The sequence below is a fragment of the Mycobacterium paraseoulense genome, assembly GCF_010731655.1.
In the GTDB taxonomy this organism is placed as follows: domain Bacteria; phylum Actinomycetota; class Actinomycetes; order Mycobacteriales; family Mycobacteriaceae; genus Mycobacterium; species Mycobacterium paraseoulense.
The window spans coordinates 4,437,594-4,451,840 of the sequence record NZ_AP022619.1 but is presented as its reverse complement, the minus strand read 5'-3'; the positions used below and the strand labels follow the sequence as shown (position 1 = coordinate 4,451,840).

At 68.0% G+C, this 14,247-nt stretch carries 12 protein-coding genes; 6 read left to right on the top strand and 6 right to left on the bottom strand.

Going from position 1 to position 14,247, the window contains the following annotated elements:
* Position 1 precedes the first annotated feature (1 nt).
* Positions 2–1,402, bottom strand: a complete 1,401-nt coding sequence (locus tag G6N51_RS20710; RefSeq protein WP_163750775.1) for an HNH endonuclease signature motif containing protein — start codon at positions 1,400–1,402, stop codon at positions 2–4.
* Between the two features lie 139 nt (positions 1,403–1,541).
* Between G6N51_RS20710 and G6N51_RS20705 the strand changes: the two genes are divergently transcribed.
* Positions 1,542–1,913: a hypothetical protein gene (locus tag G6N51_RS20705; RefSeq protein ID WP_083174755.1), complete on the top strand. Its 372-nt coding sequence runs from the start codon at positions 1,542–1,544 to the stop codon at positions 1,911–1,913.
* 1 nt (position 1,914) lies between these two features.
* Here G6N51_RS20705 and G6N51_RS20700 read toward each other — a convergent pair whose 3' ends face one another.
* Positions 1,915–3,561 carry an acetolactate synthase large subunit gene (locus tag G6N51_RS20700; protein WP_083174758.1) on the bottom strand — a complete coding sequence of 549 codons (1,647 nt, stop codon included), beginning with the start codon at positions 3,559–3,561 and terminating at the stop codon, positions 1,915–1,917.
* Between the two features lie 79 nt (positions 3,562–3,640).
* Between G6N51_RS20700 and G6N51_RS20695 the strand changes: the two genes are divergently transcribed.
* Entirely contained in the window at positions 3,641–5,017 is a 1,377-nt protein-coding gene (locus tag G6N51_RS20695) for an NADP-dependent succinic semialdehyde dehydrogenase (RefSeq protein ID WP_083174761.1), read from the top strand.
* Here G6N51_RS20695 and G6N51_RS20690 read toward each other — a convergent pair.
* On the bottom strand, positions 5,014–5,955 hold the full coding sequence (locus G6N51_RS20690) for a R2-like ligand-binding oxidase (RefSeq protein ID WP_083174764.1): 942 nt from the start codon (positions 5,953–5,955) through the stop codon (positions 5,014–5,016). The two genes, G6N51_RS20695 and G6N51_RS20690, sit on opposite strands and share 4 nt — an antisense overlap.
* Positions 5,952–6,644, bottom strand: a complete 693-nt coding sequence (locus G6N51_RS20685; protein ID WP_083174767.1) for a TetR/AcrR family transcriptional regulator — start codon at positions 6,642–6,644, stop codon at positions 5,952–5,954. The genes G6N51_RS20690 and G6N51_RS20685 overlap by 4 nt, the downstream gene beginning before the upstream one ends.
* Before the next feature lie 354 nt (positions 6,645–6,998).
* Between G6N51_RS20685 and G6N51_RS29475 the strand changes: the two genes are divergently transcribed.
* Entirely contained in the window at positions 6,999–8,213 is a 1,215-nt protein-coding gene (locus G6N51_RS29475; RefSeq protein ID WP_083174770.1) for a PPE family protein, read from the top strand.
* Between the two features lie 25 nt (positions 8,214–8,238).
* Here the strand turns inward: G6N51_RS29475 and G6N51_RS20675 are convergent, their stop codons facing one another.
* Positions 8,239–9,936, bottom strand: coding sequence for an acyl-CoA dehydrogenase family protein (locus G6N51_RS20675; RefSeq protein WP_083174773.1), 1,698 nt, complete (start codon positions 9,934–9,936; stop codon positions 8,239–8,241).
* 114 nt (positions 9,937–10,050) lie between these two features.
* Here G6N51_RS20675 and G6N51_RS20670 point away from each other — a divergent pair, with 114 nt between their 5' ends.
* The 3 genes from G6N51_RS20670 to G6N51_RS20660 are packed head-to-tail and all read left to right on the top strand — an operon-like array spanning position 10,051 to position 13,045.
* Complete coding sequence (locus tag G6N51_RS20670) at positions 10,051–11,031, top strand: phosphotriesterase family protein (RefSeq protein WP_083174776.1); 981 nt, start codon at positions 10,051–10,053, stop codon at positions 11,029–11,031.
* Positions 11,024–12,514 (top strand): AMP-binding protein, encoded by a 1,491-nt coding sequence (locus G6N51_RS20665; protein WP_083174777.1) that lies wholly within the window; start codon positions 11,024–11,026, stop codon positions 12,512–12,514. Before G6N51_RS20670 ends, G6N51_RS20665 begins: the two co-directional genes overlap by 8 nt.
* Positions 12,515–12,568: 54 nt before the next feature.
* A complete protein-coding gene (locus tag G6N51_RS20660; protein WP_083174778.1) occupies positions 12,569–13,045 on the top strand; it encodes a type III secretion system chaperone family protein in 477 nt (158 codons plus the stop codon).
* On the opposite strand, the gene G6N51_RS20655 is transcribed toward G6N51_RS20660, so the two are convergent.
* A complete protein-coding gene (locus G6N51_RS20655; protein WP_142275186.1) occupies positions 13,042–14,232 on the bottom strand; it encodes an acyltransferase family protein in 1,191 nt (396 codons plus the stop codon). The two genes, G6N51_RS20660 and G6N51_RS20655, sit on opposite strands and share 4 nt — an antisense overlap.
* Positions 14,233–14,247 lie beyond the last annotated feature (15 nt).

The window sequence follows — 14,247 nt, the reverse complement described above, 5'->3', positions numbered from 1 at the left end:
GTTATGCCGCGTCGTCGTCATCGTCATCGTCGTCGTCTTCGTCGTCGTCGTCGTGGCCGTCGGGTAGGAGTTTTTCGGGGTGGTGGTAGGGGTTGGTGCGGGGTTGGCGGCGGTCCAGATGTGGGGGTGGGATCCATTCGGTGTCACCGTTGGCGTCCTTGCGGGTGGTCCAGCCGTCGGGTTTGAGCATGCGGTGGTGGGGTCCGCAGGCGAAGGTGAGGCCGGTGATGTCGGTGCGGCGGGATTGCGCGTAGTCGGTGACGTGGTGGACCTCGCAGAGGTAGCCGGGCACGGTGCATCCGGGTGCGGTGCAGCCGCGGTCCTTGGCGTAGAGGACAATTCGCTGCCCGGGAGAGGCTAGCCGTTTGGTGTGGTACAGCGCCAAAGGCTTGGCGTTGTCGAAGACGGCCAGGTAGTGGTGGGCGTGGCGGGCCAGGCGGATGACGTCGCTGATGGGCAGCCGGGTGCCGCCGCCGGTTATTCCGGTGCCGGCGGCGGCCTGCAGGTCTTGCAGCGTGGTGGTGACGACGATGGAGGCCGGTAGACCGTTGTGCTGGCCGAGTTTCCCCGAGGCCAGTAGCGCACGTGAGGCCGCCAGCAGTCCGTCGTGGTTGCGTTGGGCGGCGCTGCGGGCGTCGCGGTCGATGGCCTCCTGGGTGGGGGCCCCGTCCACGCACGGGGTGTCATCGAGGGGGTTGCACATGCCGGGAGCGGCCAGCTTGGCCAGTACCGCCTCCAGGGTGGCGCGGGCCTCGGGGGTGAGCAGGCCGCGCAGTTCGGACATGCCGTCGGGGCCTTGTTTGCCCAACGCGAGGCCGCGGCGGCGGGCGCGGTCGTCGTCGGTGTAGGTGCCGTCGGGGTTGAGGCAGTCGGCCACGTGGTCGGCGAGCGCGGCGAGTTGTTCGGGGCGATACCGCGTTCCGTGAGCGGCCAGGTCGGCCTCGACCGTCTGGCGGGTGGCGGCGTCGACCCAGCCGGGCAGCCGGTGAAAGAACCGGCGGATCACCGCCACCTGGCCGGCGCCCAGTGTGCCGGCGCGCTGGGCGGCCGCGGTGGCCGGCAGGATCGGCTCCAGCGGTTCCCCGGTGAGCCCGTGCCGCGGCCCCAAATCGGTGGCCTCCCGCACCCGCCGCGACGCCTCGGCGCGGCTGATCAACGTGGCCTCGGCGATCGCATGCGACACGGTGCCGCCCAACTCCTCGGGGGTGGCTTGGCGGGCCAGGGAGTTGATCAGCGGATGCTCGAGGGCCGGCAGTTGGCGGCGCACCTTTTCGCAGCGCTCCAGCATCGCCAGCTGTTGCCGAATGTTCATCGCGTCGACCGGCAACGCGCGAGCGCGGGCCAAGACGGCATCAAGGTCGTCGAACACCGCGTCGACCTCGTCATTGCCACCCGAACTCATGACCCCCAAACTAGCCACCCCCACCGACAAAAACGGGCCCGAAATCGCCACAGATGCACACTCGTGCAAGGAATTTGGAAGTTTTTGGGTGCCCCGGGGAGTCAGGAGCAACAATTGTGAGGGCACGAAGGAACCAAACATGAAACCGGCACTCGCAAGCTTGGCAACGGCGCTGGCGCTCTCCGGCGTCCTGTGGACGGCGGACCTGATGCTCGGGGCGGGCACCGCCCACGCCGTCTGCTCCACGAACAACGGTGGTAACCAGCCGCCGGACTGCGCGCCACCCGAGGGCCCACCGGGCTGCTACACGTCACACATCTGCAGTCAGATGTGGTGCCCGAACCTAGGCCAGATGCGGCGAATGCCGGACTGGGACATGAATGTCTGCCACACCTATTACTTCGCCCCCGACTCCGGCCTGCCCGCGCTCATCGTCCAGGGACAACCGCCGGGGCTGCGGCTGCCGCCCAACACCGGCGTCTGCCCGCCCCTTGCGTGGATGTGTCCGTGAATTACAGTGTCTCGTCCAGCTCGCCGAGCCGGTCGGTCAACCGCAGGTTCTCGGAGTAGTCGACCGGGCAGGAGATCACCGAGACACCGTCGTCGGCGAGCGCTGCCCGCAGCGTCGGCAACAGCTCCTCGGCATGAGAGATCCGATATCCCTTGGCGCCGAAGCTTTCCGCATACTTCACCACGTCGGGGTTGCCGAACTTCACGTAGTAGTGCGCGCCGAGTTCGAGGTCCATCTTCCACTCGATCAGGCCGTACCCGCCGTCCTCCCAGATCAGCACGACCAGCGGTATCCGCTCGCGGACGGCGGTCTCGATTTCCTGCGAGTTCATCAGGAACGCGCCGTCGCCGACGACCGCCAATACCTTCGTGTCGGGCCTCGCCAGCTTCACACCGAGCGCGCCGGGCAGCGCGAAGCCCATGGTGGACAACCCGTTTGACACCAGGCAGGTGTTGCACTCATACGTCGGATAGAGCCGGGCCATCCACATCTTGGTGGCCCCGGTGTCCACCAGGACGATGTCGCTGCGGCCCAGTGCGGCGCGGGTATCGGCGACCACCCGCGCCGGGGCCAGCGGATAACGCGAATCCTGTTGTCCGCGAGCGAATTCCTCGGCCAGCAGGCCGTGGCCTGGCACCTCGGGATCGGCTTCGTAGGCGTGTCCGTCGAGCGCTTCTGTCAACGCATCCAAAGAGGCGCTGATGTCGCCGATGATCCCCACGTCCACCGAATAGTGCGCGTCGACCTCGGCCGGGAAACGATGGATGTGGATGATCTTCTTGTCGGCCTGGGGGTTGATCCGTACCGGATCGAATTCCTGCAGCTCGTATCCGACCGCGATCACCACGTCGGCATTGTCGAAGCCGAAGTTGACGTAGTCGTGGCTCATGAAGCCGAGCGTCCCGATGCTGTTGGGGTGGTCGTCGGGCATCACGCCCTTGCCGTGGAAGGTGTTGGCGACCGGCACTCCGAAGGCCTCGGAGAACCGCACCAGCGCGGCGGTGGCGCCGCCGCGGGCGGCGCCGTGCCCGGCCAGCATCACCGGCCGCTTCGCCTTGCGCAGGATGTCGACCGCGCGTTCGACCTGGCCGGGTGCGGGCGCGTCGGGACGGACGACGTTGCGCGGCAACGGCGTCAGGTCGTAGTCGGTCTCGTCGGCATCGATGTGCTCGGGCACCGCGAGGTAGACCGCGGCCGGGCGTTCGGTCTCGGCGACCTTGAACGCCTTGCGGAACATCTCCGGGATGGCGTGCGCGGTGGGGACCCCGGCGGCCCACCGGGTGATGGGCGCGAACATCGACACCAGGTCGACGTACTGGTGCGACTCCTTGAACTCCCGGTCGTGGCCCACCTGCGCGGAGACGGCGACCAGCGGGGTGCTGTTGGTGGTGGCGTCGGCCACGCCGAGTTGCATGTTGATGGCGCCCGGCCCCAGGGTGCTCGACACCACGGCCGCCCGCCCGGTGACCCGCCCGTACATCTCGGCCATGAAAGCCGCGCCCTGCTCATGCCGGGTGAGCACGTAGCGGATGCTCGACGACGCCAACGCCTGCACGAAGCGGATGTTCTCCTCCCCCGGCAGGCCGAAGACCACGGAAACACCCTCGTTTTCCAGGCACTTGACCATCAGCTCGGCGGCTTTACTCATCCGGCACCTCCCTTGGGGGAACGATAGTGGCAGGCTGGGTGTTGGACCTATTGCCAAACTCGAAGCGAAGGATGTCAGCGTGCCCATCGCCACGATCAACCCGGCCACCGGCGAGACGGTAAAAACCTTCACCCCCGCCACCGACGAGGAAGTCGACGCGGCCATCTCCCGCGCGTACGCGCGGTTCCAGGACTACCGCCATAACACCACCTTTGCCCAGCGCGCGGGGTGGGCAAACGCCACCGCCGACCTGTTGGAGAAGGAAGCCGACGACGTCGCCGCGATGATGACCCTGGAAATGGGCAAGACGCTGGCCTCCGCGAAGGCCGAAACGCTCAAGTGCGCCAAGGGTTTTCGTTACTACGCCGAGAACGCCGAGAGGCTGCTGGCCGACGAGCCGGCCGACGCGGCCAAGGTCGGCGCCTCCCGGGCGTACGTCCGTTACCAGCCGCTCGGTGTGGTGCTGGCGGTGATGCCGTGGAACTTTCCGCTCTGGCAGGCGGTGCGGTTCGCCGCACCGGCACTGATGGCCGGCAACGTCGGCATCCTCAAACACGCGTCCAACGTGCCGCAGTCGGCGCTGTATCTGGCCGACGTCATCGCGCGCGGGGGCTTCCCGGAGGGCTGCTTCCAGACGCTGCTCGTCTCGTCCAGCGCCGTCGAGCGCATCCTGCGCGACCCGCGGGTCGCGGCGGCCACCCTCACCGGCAGCGAGCCGGCCGGCCAGTCGGTCGCCGCCATCGCCGGCGACGAGATCAAACCCACCGTGCTCGAGCTCGGCGGCAGCGACCCGTTCATCGTGATGCCGTCGGCGGACCTCGACGAGGCCGTCAAAACCGCGGTCACCGCGCGGGTGCAGAACAACGGCCAGTCCTGCATCGCCGCCAAGCGTTTCATCGTCCACGCCGACATCTACGACACCTTCGTCGACAAGTTCACCGAGCGGATGGCCGCGCTCAAGGTCGGCGACCCGACCGATCCCGACACCGATGTGGGCCCGCTGGCCACCGAGTCCGGCCGCGACGAGATCGCCAAGCAGGTCGACGACGCGGCCGCCGCGGGCGCGAAGATCCGCCTGGGCGGCAAGCCGCTCGACCGGCCGGGGTGGTTCTACCCGCCGACGGTGGTCACCGACATCTCCAAGGACATGGCGCTCTACACCGAAGAGGTCTTCGGCCCCGTCGCGTCGATGTACCGCGCCTCGGGCATCGACGAGGCCATCGAGATCGCCAACGCGACCACCTTCGGGCTGGGGTCCAACGCCTGGACCACAGACGAGGCGGAGCAGCAGCGGTTCATCGACGAGATCGAGGCCGGCCAGGTCTTCATCAACGGGATGACGGTGTCCTACCCGGAATTGGGGTTCGGCGGCGTCAAGCGGTCCGGCTACGGCCGCGAACTCGCGGGCCTCGGCATCCGCGAGTTCTGCAATGCCAAGAGCGTCTGGGTCGGCTAGGCGGACGCGCCCGCCAGCGCCTTCTCGTCCTCGTCGGCGAAGGTGTCCTCCAGCTGCACCGGCGAGTAGTCGAGGTCGATCTCGCTGACCGGCCGCCCGCGCGCGCTGCTGATCGTGCCGAGCCGCCGCATGCCCTTGTCGGCGGCGTACTGCATGAACTCGTCCACCGAGAGGCCGAAGGGCATCGGGTCGTAAAGCGCGAAGCCCTCCTCGATGAGGCGCAGCCCGAGCGGCATGAGCTCGTTCATGCGCGTTTCGAACACGCCCCAGTTGGCGTCGTCGGCGGCGACGTGGCGCCGGCAGGTGAAGGTGCCCCACGCCATGTGGCGCCGCTCGTCGTCGCCGATGCGCCGGACCAACTCCTGCATGCCCGGCAGGATGCCGCGCTCCACGCAGATCTTGTGCCAGCCGAAGTAGCCCGTGAGCGCCAGCATCCCTTCGACCATGTGGTTGTAGGTGACCGACGCCCGGACCTGGGCCGCCGGTGACGGGTCGACCGACAAGGCGTTGAGGCAGTCGGGCAGTTCCTCGTAGAAAATCGTGCGGTACGTGGGGATGTCGTCGAGGTACTCGTGCAGGTCGTCGGTGACGCCGACGGCGTCCAGCCACATGCGGAACACCTGCACGTGCTTGGCTTCTTCGAACGCGAACTGGGTCAGGTACATCTCGTCGCCCAGCCGGCCCTCGATCCGCATCGCCGACATGAACGGCTGAATGTCCTCGGTGACCGCCTCCTCACCGGCGATGAACTCGGCACACAGCCGGGTGGCGTAGTGGCGTTCATCGTCGGTCAGCTTCTCCCAGTCCGCCCGGTCGCGGGAGAAGTCGATGTCGGCCGGATCCCAGAATTTCGCGTTGCCGCCGGCGAACAGCCGCAGCGGCAGGCTGTCCCAGTTGAGGCCCCCTCGAACCATCGAGCCCGAATGTGTGCGTGTCATGTGATCTCCTCGGATTGTTGTGGGGCTGAGTGGACGGGCGGGTGCGGCGCCGCCGCGAAGGCGGCCGCCAGCACCGCGACGAGCCGGCGCACGGCCAGCGCCGGCTGCTCGGGGGTGGGTTCGTCGAGCCCGAGGACCGGATCCAAACCGCGCATGTAGGGCGCGAGTGCCAAATGCGGAAAGATCAAGAGCAGCAACGACAACAGCGCGTCGGTGTCGGATTCGGCGCGCAGGTCGCCGCGCGCCTTCGCCTCGCGAATGAGCGGCCGCATCACTTCCAGGTAGTGCCGGTGGATGACGTTCTGCACGCTGACGCGGGCTTCGGTGTCGACTTCCAGCGTCGCCGCGGCGTGCAGCGCGCGTTCATGCGGGTGGTCGGCGAAGTAGGCCACCCACGCGTCGAGCCAGTCGGTCAGGAAGTCGAAGAACGGCCGGCTCGGGTCCAGCTCGCGGATGCGGTCTTCCATGTAGGCGCGCACCCGCTGGCTGCCGATGTCGGCGATGAACGCGTACAGATCGCGCTTGTCCGCGAAGTACTGGAAGAGGCTGCCCTTCGCGACGCCGGCTCGCCGGGCGATGACGTTGAGGCTGCCCCGGGAGAAGCCGTGCGTCCCGAACTCGTGTTCCGCGGCTTCGATGATCGCCGCGCGACGAGCGGGGTCGACCCGCGCCCAAGTCACCGTTGGCAATGCGGCCTCCTAGCGTCGATGACCACTGGTCATATTACGGTGAGCTGCGTCACAGTCAAGAGGTTTGGCAGGGCGGGCTCCGTCGGTCCGAATCGCCGGGGAAATCCCAAGCCGCTGGCTAATATTGCTGGTGCTCGACCAGTGTCCCATTGTCGACAGACGCGAGGAACTCGACGAGGTAAGCCGGCTGGTCGCCCCACGCGTTGGTGCACCGGGTCGTCGATGCGGTGACTGCGCTACTCCGTCGGTGAGCGGGCCGAAAATGCAGTAGTCCCTCCCGGATTAAACCGTCGTGGTTAGGTTGACGATGGTCGGTGAGTCCGTTGGCCATTGGTTCTAACGAGAGCAAGTGCCATGGATTTCGGGTTGCTGCCCCCGGAGGTCAACTCGGGGTTGATGTATGCCGGCCCGGGATCGGGACCGCTGCTGGCCGCTGCGGCGGCCTGGAACGCGGTGACCGCCGAGTTGGAATCCACGGCGGCGGGCTATTCTTCACAACTCGCCGACCTGACCGGCTTGGCGTGGTTCGGCCCGTCGTCGATGGCGATGTCGGGCGCGGCCGCCCCCTACGTGGCGTGGCTGCAGGCCGCGGCCGCACAAGCCGGAGTCACCGCCACGCAGGCGTATGCGGCGGCCGCGGCCTATGCGGCGGCATTCGCGATGACGGTGCCTCCGCCGGTGATCGCGGCCAACCGCGCCCAGCTGATGGCGCTGATCGCCACCAACTTCTTCGGCCAAAGCGGCCCCGCGATCGCGGTTACCGAAGCCCAGTACTTCGAGATGTGGGCCCAGGACGCCGCCACCATGTACGCCTACGCCGCCGACTCGGCGACCGCGAGCACCATGACGTCATTCAATGAACCGCCGCAGACCACCAACCCGGCGGGCCAGGACGCGCAGGCCAACTCGGTGGCCCAGACCACCGCCAACACCACCAGCGCCCGCACCCAATCCGTGGTTCAAAGCCTCGCCACTCAGCAGGCCAACCTCGTCGACCCGCCGCTGCCCCAAGGCAGCACCGCCAACATCGCACCCGGCGGCGCCACCCTCAACCCCGGCACCACCGTCACCGTCACCCCCGGCAACCCCGTGTCCGCCACCTACGGCGCCACCTTCACCGCCAACACCGACGTCACATTTATCAACCTCTCCGCCGGAGTCACGCGCACTGCCCAAGCCGGTGGGGTCTACATCTTCAACTTCAATGCCACGGTCACGAGCGGCCAACTCTTCGTCAACAGCCCCAGCCCCTTTCTCGGGTCGCAAGGCGGGTTCATCGTCCCCAGCGGCGCCGTCACCGCCGGCAGCAGCGGCGTCGAGGCCACCATCGACACCAGCACCGGCCTCGTCACCGCCATCAACGCCGGCGGCGTCATCACCGCCCCCGTCACCGCCTCTCCGTACTTCCTGCCCGCCGTCGCCCCCGTCGTCTCCAGCTCGTCGAGCGCCTTGGGTGCGGCACCGGCGGCCATGGCCACCAGCGCACCGGGCCTGGCCGGAACCGCAGGAATCCAACCCCAGCTCAACGTCGACGCGCTCATGGACGCGCTCTCGGCCGCGGCCGAATAGCGGTCCACACCGGCCCACTGCCCGGTTACGGCCGCATCTGATAGGCGCCGTTGATCGGCTGGATGTGTTCCTTCCAGACCTGGTCGTAACGCGCGTGGTCGAACACCGGACGACGGATCATCCGCATCGCGAAGCGGGCCTGCGCGTCGGTCGTGGCGGACTTGTCGCCCAGCTCGACGGCGTAGCTGTTGAAGTCGCGGACCAGCACCGCGAAGATCTCGTCGATCAGCGCCTCGTCCACCCCGGACAACGGGGCCTCCTCCAGGATCAGCTGCGCGTAGGGCACCGTCGCGAACAGCTGCCCGACGGCGAACGCGAAGTCGATGTCCTTCTGCTGCGCGGCATCCGGGGTGGCCCCGGCCAGCATGTCGGCCAGCACCTCGATCTGGGCGCGCAGCACGGCGACGTTGGGCAGGTGCGCGAATCCGTCGAACGGCGCCCGCCAATCGTGGAAGCGCACCTTGCCCAATCCTCCGGTAGGGCCCTGGTTGAACAGGAACGAGTCGTCGGCCGCGTCGTCGCGCCGGCCGATCAGCGGCAGGTCACCGTTGGGCGCAAACAAGTAGTTGGGCATGAACTTGGCGAGCAACCCGATGTTGATGTGCACGGTGCCTTCCAGCCGCGGCAGTAAACCGATCTCGCGGGTCATGGCCTCGAAGATGGTGTCCTTCTCGACACCCTTGGCCGCGATGACGTCCCACAGCGCGGTGATCACCCGCTCGCCCTCGCTGGTGATCTTCGCCTTGGTGAGCGGGCTGTAGAGCAGGTAGCGACGGTCGGTCTCTGACGCGGCGCGCATGTAGTCGCAGGCGCGGGTGGCGACGAGCTTCATCGCGATCAACCGCACATACGCGTCGGTGAGCAGCCGCCGCACGTGGCTGAAATCGGTGACGACGGTGCCGTACAGGACGCGGTTGGAGGCGTGGGTGACGGCCTCGTACATGGCGTGGGTGCACATGCCGACCGCGCCCCAGCCCAGGTTGTACTTACACACGTTGACCGTGTTGAGGGCCGCGTGGAATGCCTCGGGACCGCGGTGCAGGATGTCGGCCTCGGTGACCGGGTAGTCGCGCAGCGCGTAGTTGGCGACGTAGTTCTGCGAGTTCACCACGTTCTTGATCAGGTCGTACCGATCGTGCTGGGAGTCGGCGGCGAAGAACACGTAGTCGTCGGAACCGGCGATCTTGCCGAACGTCGACACCATCCGCGCCACGTTCGCGTTGCCGATGTAGTACTTCTCGCCACGGGCCGTCCAGCCGTGCTCGGCCGGCGTCAGGATCATGTCGGTCTGGTAGACGTCGGCCCCGTGGGTCTGCTCGGACAACCCGAACGCGAACACCTCACCGGCCTCCAGCTGCGCGGCCGCCTTGCGCTTGGCGTCCTCGTTGGCGCTCATCCAGATCGGGCCCAGGCCCAGCGCGGTGACCTGGAAGGGGTACCAGTAGCTCAGCCCGTAGAACCCCACGATCTCGGCGAACTCGCTGATCCGGTAGGTGTCCCAGCGGCAGTCGTCCGCGCCGTACTCGGACGGGGTCAGCAGCGAGGCGAAGATGCGCTCGCGTCCGATGTGGTCCAGAAAGTCGGAGTACCACACCCGTTCGTGGTCGTCGGACTTCAGCCGCGCCTTGCCGCGCGATTCGAAGAAGTCGACCGTGGCGGCCATGATCTCGCCCGAACGACGGTCAGGATATTGACGTTGCAGGTTGTTGGGATTGAGCAACATGACGCGACTCCCGCGGGTTCCGGTTGGGACGAGGGTGACGGTACTGCACCGACGGGCGCACCGGAATAAATCGGCACTGTTGTCCGACCACCGGCTCGACCTAGCATCAGACCCGTGTCAGAACTCAATACCGCCCGCGGCCCCATCGATACCGCCGACCTCGGCGTGACGCTCATGCACGAGCACGTGTTCATCATGACCACCGAGATCGCGCTCAACTACCCGGACGCCTGGGGCGACGAGGATAAGCGGGTGGCCGACGCGATCGCCCGCCTCAACGAGTTGAAGTCCCGCGGCGTCGACACCATCGTCGACCTCACCGTGATCGGGCTGGGCCGCTACATCCCGCGCATCGCCCGGGTGGCCGCGGCGACCGAGCTGAACATCGTTGTGGCGACTGGACTTTACACCTACAACGACATTCCGTTCCGGTTCCACTACGAGGGCCCCGGCGGGTTGCTGGGCGGCCCGGAGATCATGACCGACATGTTCGTGAAGGACATCGAGCAGGGCATCGCCGACACGGGCGTCAAGGCCGGAATCCTCAAGTGCGCCACCGACGAGCCGGGCATCACCCCCGGCGTCGAGCGGGTGCTGCGCGCGGTCGCCCAGGCGCACAAACGCACCGGGGTGCCGATCTCGACGCACACCCACGCCGGCCTGCGCCGCGGCCTCGAGCAGCAACGCATCTTCGAAGAAGAGGGCGTCGACCTGACCCGGGTCATCATCGGCCACTCCGGCGACAGCACCGACATCGGCTACCTCGAGGAACTCATCGCCGCGGGGTCTTATCTCGGGATGGACCGCTTCGGCCTCGACGTCATCTCTCCCTTCGAAGAGCGGGTCAAGATCGTGGCGCAGATGTGCGAACGCGGCCACGCCGACAAGATGGTGCTCTCGCACGACGCCAACTGCTACTTCGACGCGCTGCCCGAAGAGCTCGTGCCGCAGATGGCGCCCAACTGGCACTACCTGCACATCCACAACGACGTCATCCCCGCGCTCAAGGAGCGCGGCGTGACCGACGATCAACTGCACACGATGCTGGTCGACAACCCCCGCCGGATCTTCGAGCGGCAGGGCGCATATGAGTGAGCCGATCCCGCCGATCGGCACCCGGATTTCGGCGCTGGCCGAGCTGGCACCCGACGAGCCCGCCGTCACCTGTGACGGGCTGACCCTCACCCGCGCGGAGCTCGACGCCTCGACGAACCGGTTGGCCCGCGCCTACGCCGAGCGTGGTGTCGGCGTCGGCGACTACGTGACCATGGTGTTGCCCAACTCCGTCGAGTGGATCCAGGCCGCGGTGGCGTGTTGGAAGCTGGGCGCGGTGCCCCAGCCGCTGTCGGCGCGGTTGCCCGACGCGGAACTGGCCGGCCTGCTGGAGCTGCGCCCGCCCGCGCTGCTGGTTGGTCGCGATCACCCCCAAATGCCCAGCGTTCCGGCCGGTTTCACGCCAGGTCCGGAGCACTCCGACGCGGCGCTGCCCGAGGCGGTCTCGCCGGTCTGGAAGGCGATGGGATCCGGTGGCAGCACCGGCCGGCCCAAGCTCATCGAATCCGGCGGTGACAGCCGGATACCGGCCGCCATCGGCTATCCCCTCGGCGCGCAGGAGGGCGACACCACGCTGGTCCCGATCCCGTTGTCCCACAACACGGGTTTCACCACCGCGACGCTCGCCCTGCTGATGCGCCACCACCTGGTCGTGATGAGCCGGTTCGACCCCGAGCGGTTCCTGCGGCTGATCACCGACCACCGCGTCACCTTCCTGACGACGGTGCCGACGATCATGCAGCGCGCGCTGCCCGTCTACCACGCCGACCCCTCTTCGTATGACCTGTCGTCGATCCGTCGGTTCTGGCATATGGGGGCGCCTTGCCCGCCGGCCGTCAAGCAGGCGTGGATCGACCTGCTGGCCCCGGAGAAGGTGTGGGAACTCTACGGCGGCACCGAATTACAGGCACTCACCTTCATCTCCGGCGACCAGTGGCTGACCCACCGCGGCTCGGTGGGCGTGGTGGTCGCCGGGGAGATGAAGGTGCTCGACGACGACGGCAACCCCTGCCCGCCCGGGGTGGTCGGCGAGATCTACATGCGTCCCGGTGCGGGCAGTGCGCCCACCTACCGCTACGTCGGCGCGACGGCGAAGAGCCGCGACGGCTGGGATTCCCTTGGGGATCTTGGCCATTTCGACGCCGACGGGTTCCTGTACCTGTCGGACCGCCGCGTCGACATGTTCACCGTGGGCGGCCGCAACGTGTACCCCGCCGAGGTCGAGAACGCGTTGTCGGCGCACCCCGACGTGTTGTCCTGCCTCGTCGTCGGCGTCCCCGACCCGAACTCCGGCGACCTGGGCCAGGTGCCCTACGCGCTGGTGCACACGGCCGACGGCGCCACACTGGACGCCGCGGGCGTGCAGGAGTTCCTGCGCGAACACCTCGCCGCGTACAAGGTGCCGCCCACCACCGGCTTCATCGAGTTCGTCGACACTCCCCTGCGTGACGACGCCGGCAAGGCCCGGCGGTCGGCGGTGCGCGCCGAGATCATCGCGCGGCTGCAGGCCGCCGAGCCGGTCTGACGCGCCACCGGTCGCATCAAGAATCCTCCAAGGCCGCGGCCGCACCATCGGGCCATGCAGATCGAACCGCTGAGCACGGACCTGATCGACCGTTACCTGCAATCGCGTCAGTTGCGGTTCTTTCGCAGCGACGACGGCGAGGAGTTCCTGATGCTGCCCAGCTACGAGCGCGGCAAGCTACACGTGACCTTGCGGATCAACGGCCTGCGGCGCGACGTCATCGAGATCTCGATCAATCCCGCCGGCCACTACCCCGCCGCCGAGCGGCCGCGCCTGATGGAACTGGTCAACGACTGGAACCGCGAAACCCATTGGCCGAAGGCGTTTGTGCGCGAGACCGCCCGACCGGGCCACGTCAGCGTCGTCGGCGAGAACGCTTACCTGCTGACCGACGGCATCCACATCGAGGCGCTGGGCAACCTCGTCCGTTCCACCGTCGAGTACGGCGCCGACCTATTTGAGAAGATCGAGCGCGCGATCTGCCTGCCGTCCGCGCACACGCTGGAAGAGTGGATGGACCGAACCGGTTAGGGCGCGATCGCGTCCGCCTCGGCGTCGACCGCATCGCGGCCTTCGGCCGGCTTCTCTCGTTTCTCCCAGCGCCGCAACGCTTCCCGGCAGGGTGACTCGACCAGCCCGTAGCTGACCGCTGCGATCGCCCACCCGAAGATGAGCGTCAGCACCAACACCTCGGGCATCCGGCCGGTGAACGCGAACGTCCCGAGCACCGGGAACACCATGGCCAGCGCGGCCAGGTGCCAGACGAACAGGCCGTAGGACCAGCGGCCCAGCGTCACCATGACGGTGCTGCCCAGCAGCCGGTGCGAAGTGTCGACGCGGTCCAGCACCAGCGGGGCGACCAGCGCGAACGCCACCACCGAGCCGGCCGCGGTCTTCACCGCGAACTGGCTGGCCGTGCCGGGAATCAGGCCCTCGGGCCCGGCCAGCGGGGAGGCCGCCAATAGGTAGGCCAGGACCGCGACGACGCCCATCACCACGCGGCGCCGCGCCCACCGGTGCGGCACACCGACCGGGCTGTGGACCCATTCGGCCAGCACCATGCCCGCGGCGAACCAGGAGAAGAAGGCCGGCGGCCAGTTGAGCGGATTGGTGCCGGATCCCGAATGGACGGGCACCCAGCCCCAGGCCCAGCTCAACGCGGCCAGCGCGGCGATCGCCGGCACCCGCGCGCCGAGCGGCAACCGGCGGGTTGACAGCGCCAGGATCGGCAGGGCCAGATAAAAGGCCACCTCGACGGAGAGGCTCCACATCTGGGTCAGCCCGCCGGTCAAGGTGAGCGGCACATAGATCTGGGTCAGCGTCAGGTTGGCCAGCCACACCGTCGGGCTGGCGTGATCCGCGTCGGGCAGCAGCGACAGGATCACGACGACCGCCACCAGATAGGCGGGCATGATGCGCACCACCCGCGACCGCAGATAGTGGCCGGTGCGGGGTCGCGCGGCCAGGCCGCGTGCGGCCGCGGCGTGGCCGCGCCACAACAGGAATCCCGACAACGCGAAGAACACCGCCACGGCGAGATCGAAGCGGCCGAACAGGCGGCCCGTCACCCCGGTGGAGTGTCCGGTCTGGAAAGCGACGTGGGTGACGACCACGCCCATCGCCGCGCAGGCGCGCATCCCCTCCACGGCCGGCAGGAAGCTGCGAATCCCGCCCGCCTGCCGGCCATCCATCACCCCCACAGTTTGCCTGGGATGCATCGGCCGGCGAATGGG

Coding starts and splice junctions, on each gene's coding strand:
- G6N51_RS20710 (WP_163750775.1), bottom strand. CDS start 1,402: ATGAGTTCGGGTGGCAATGACGAGGTCGACGCGGTGTTCGACGACCTT.
- G6N51_RS20705 (WP_083174755.1), top strand. CDS start 1,542: ATGAAACCGGCACTCGCAAGCTTGGCAACGGCGCTGGCGCTCTCCGGC.
- G6N51_RS20700 (WP_083174758.1), bottom strand. CDS start 3,561: ATGAGTAAAGCCGCCGAGCTGATGGTCAAGTGCCTGGAAAACGAGGGT.
- G6N51_RS20690 (WP_083174764.1), bottom strand. CDS start 5,955: ATGACACGCACACATTCGGGCTCGATGGTTCGAGGGGGCCTCAACTGG.
- G6N51_RS29475 (WP_083174770.1), top strand. CDS start 6,999: ATGGATTTCGGGTTGCTGCCCCCGGAGGTCAACTCGGGGTTGATGTAT.
- G6N51_RS20675 (WP_083174773.1), bottom strand. CDS start 9,936: ATGTTGCTCAATCCCAACAACCTGCAACGTCAATATCCTGACCGTCGT.
- G6N51_RS20665 (WP_083174777.1), top strand. CDS start 11,024: ATGAGTGAGCCGATCCCGCCGATCGGCACCCGGATTTCGGCGCTGGCC.
- G6N51_RS20660 (WP_083174778.1), top strand. CDS start 12,569: ATGCAGATCGAACCGCTGAGCACGGACCTGATCGACCGTTACCTGCAA.
- G6N51_RS20655 (WP_142275186.1), bottom strand. CDS start 14,232: ATGCATCCCAGGCAAACTGTGGGGGTGATGGATGGCCGGCAGGCGGGC.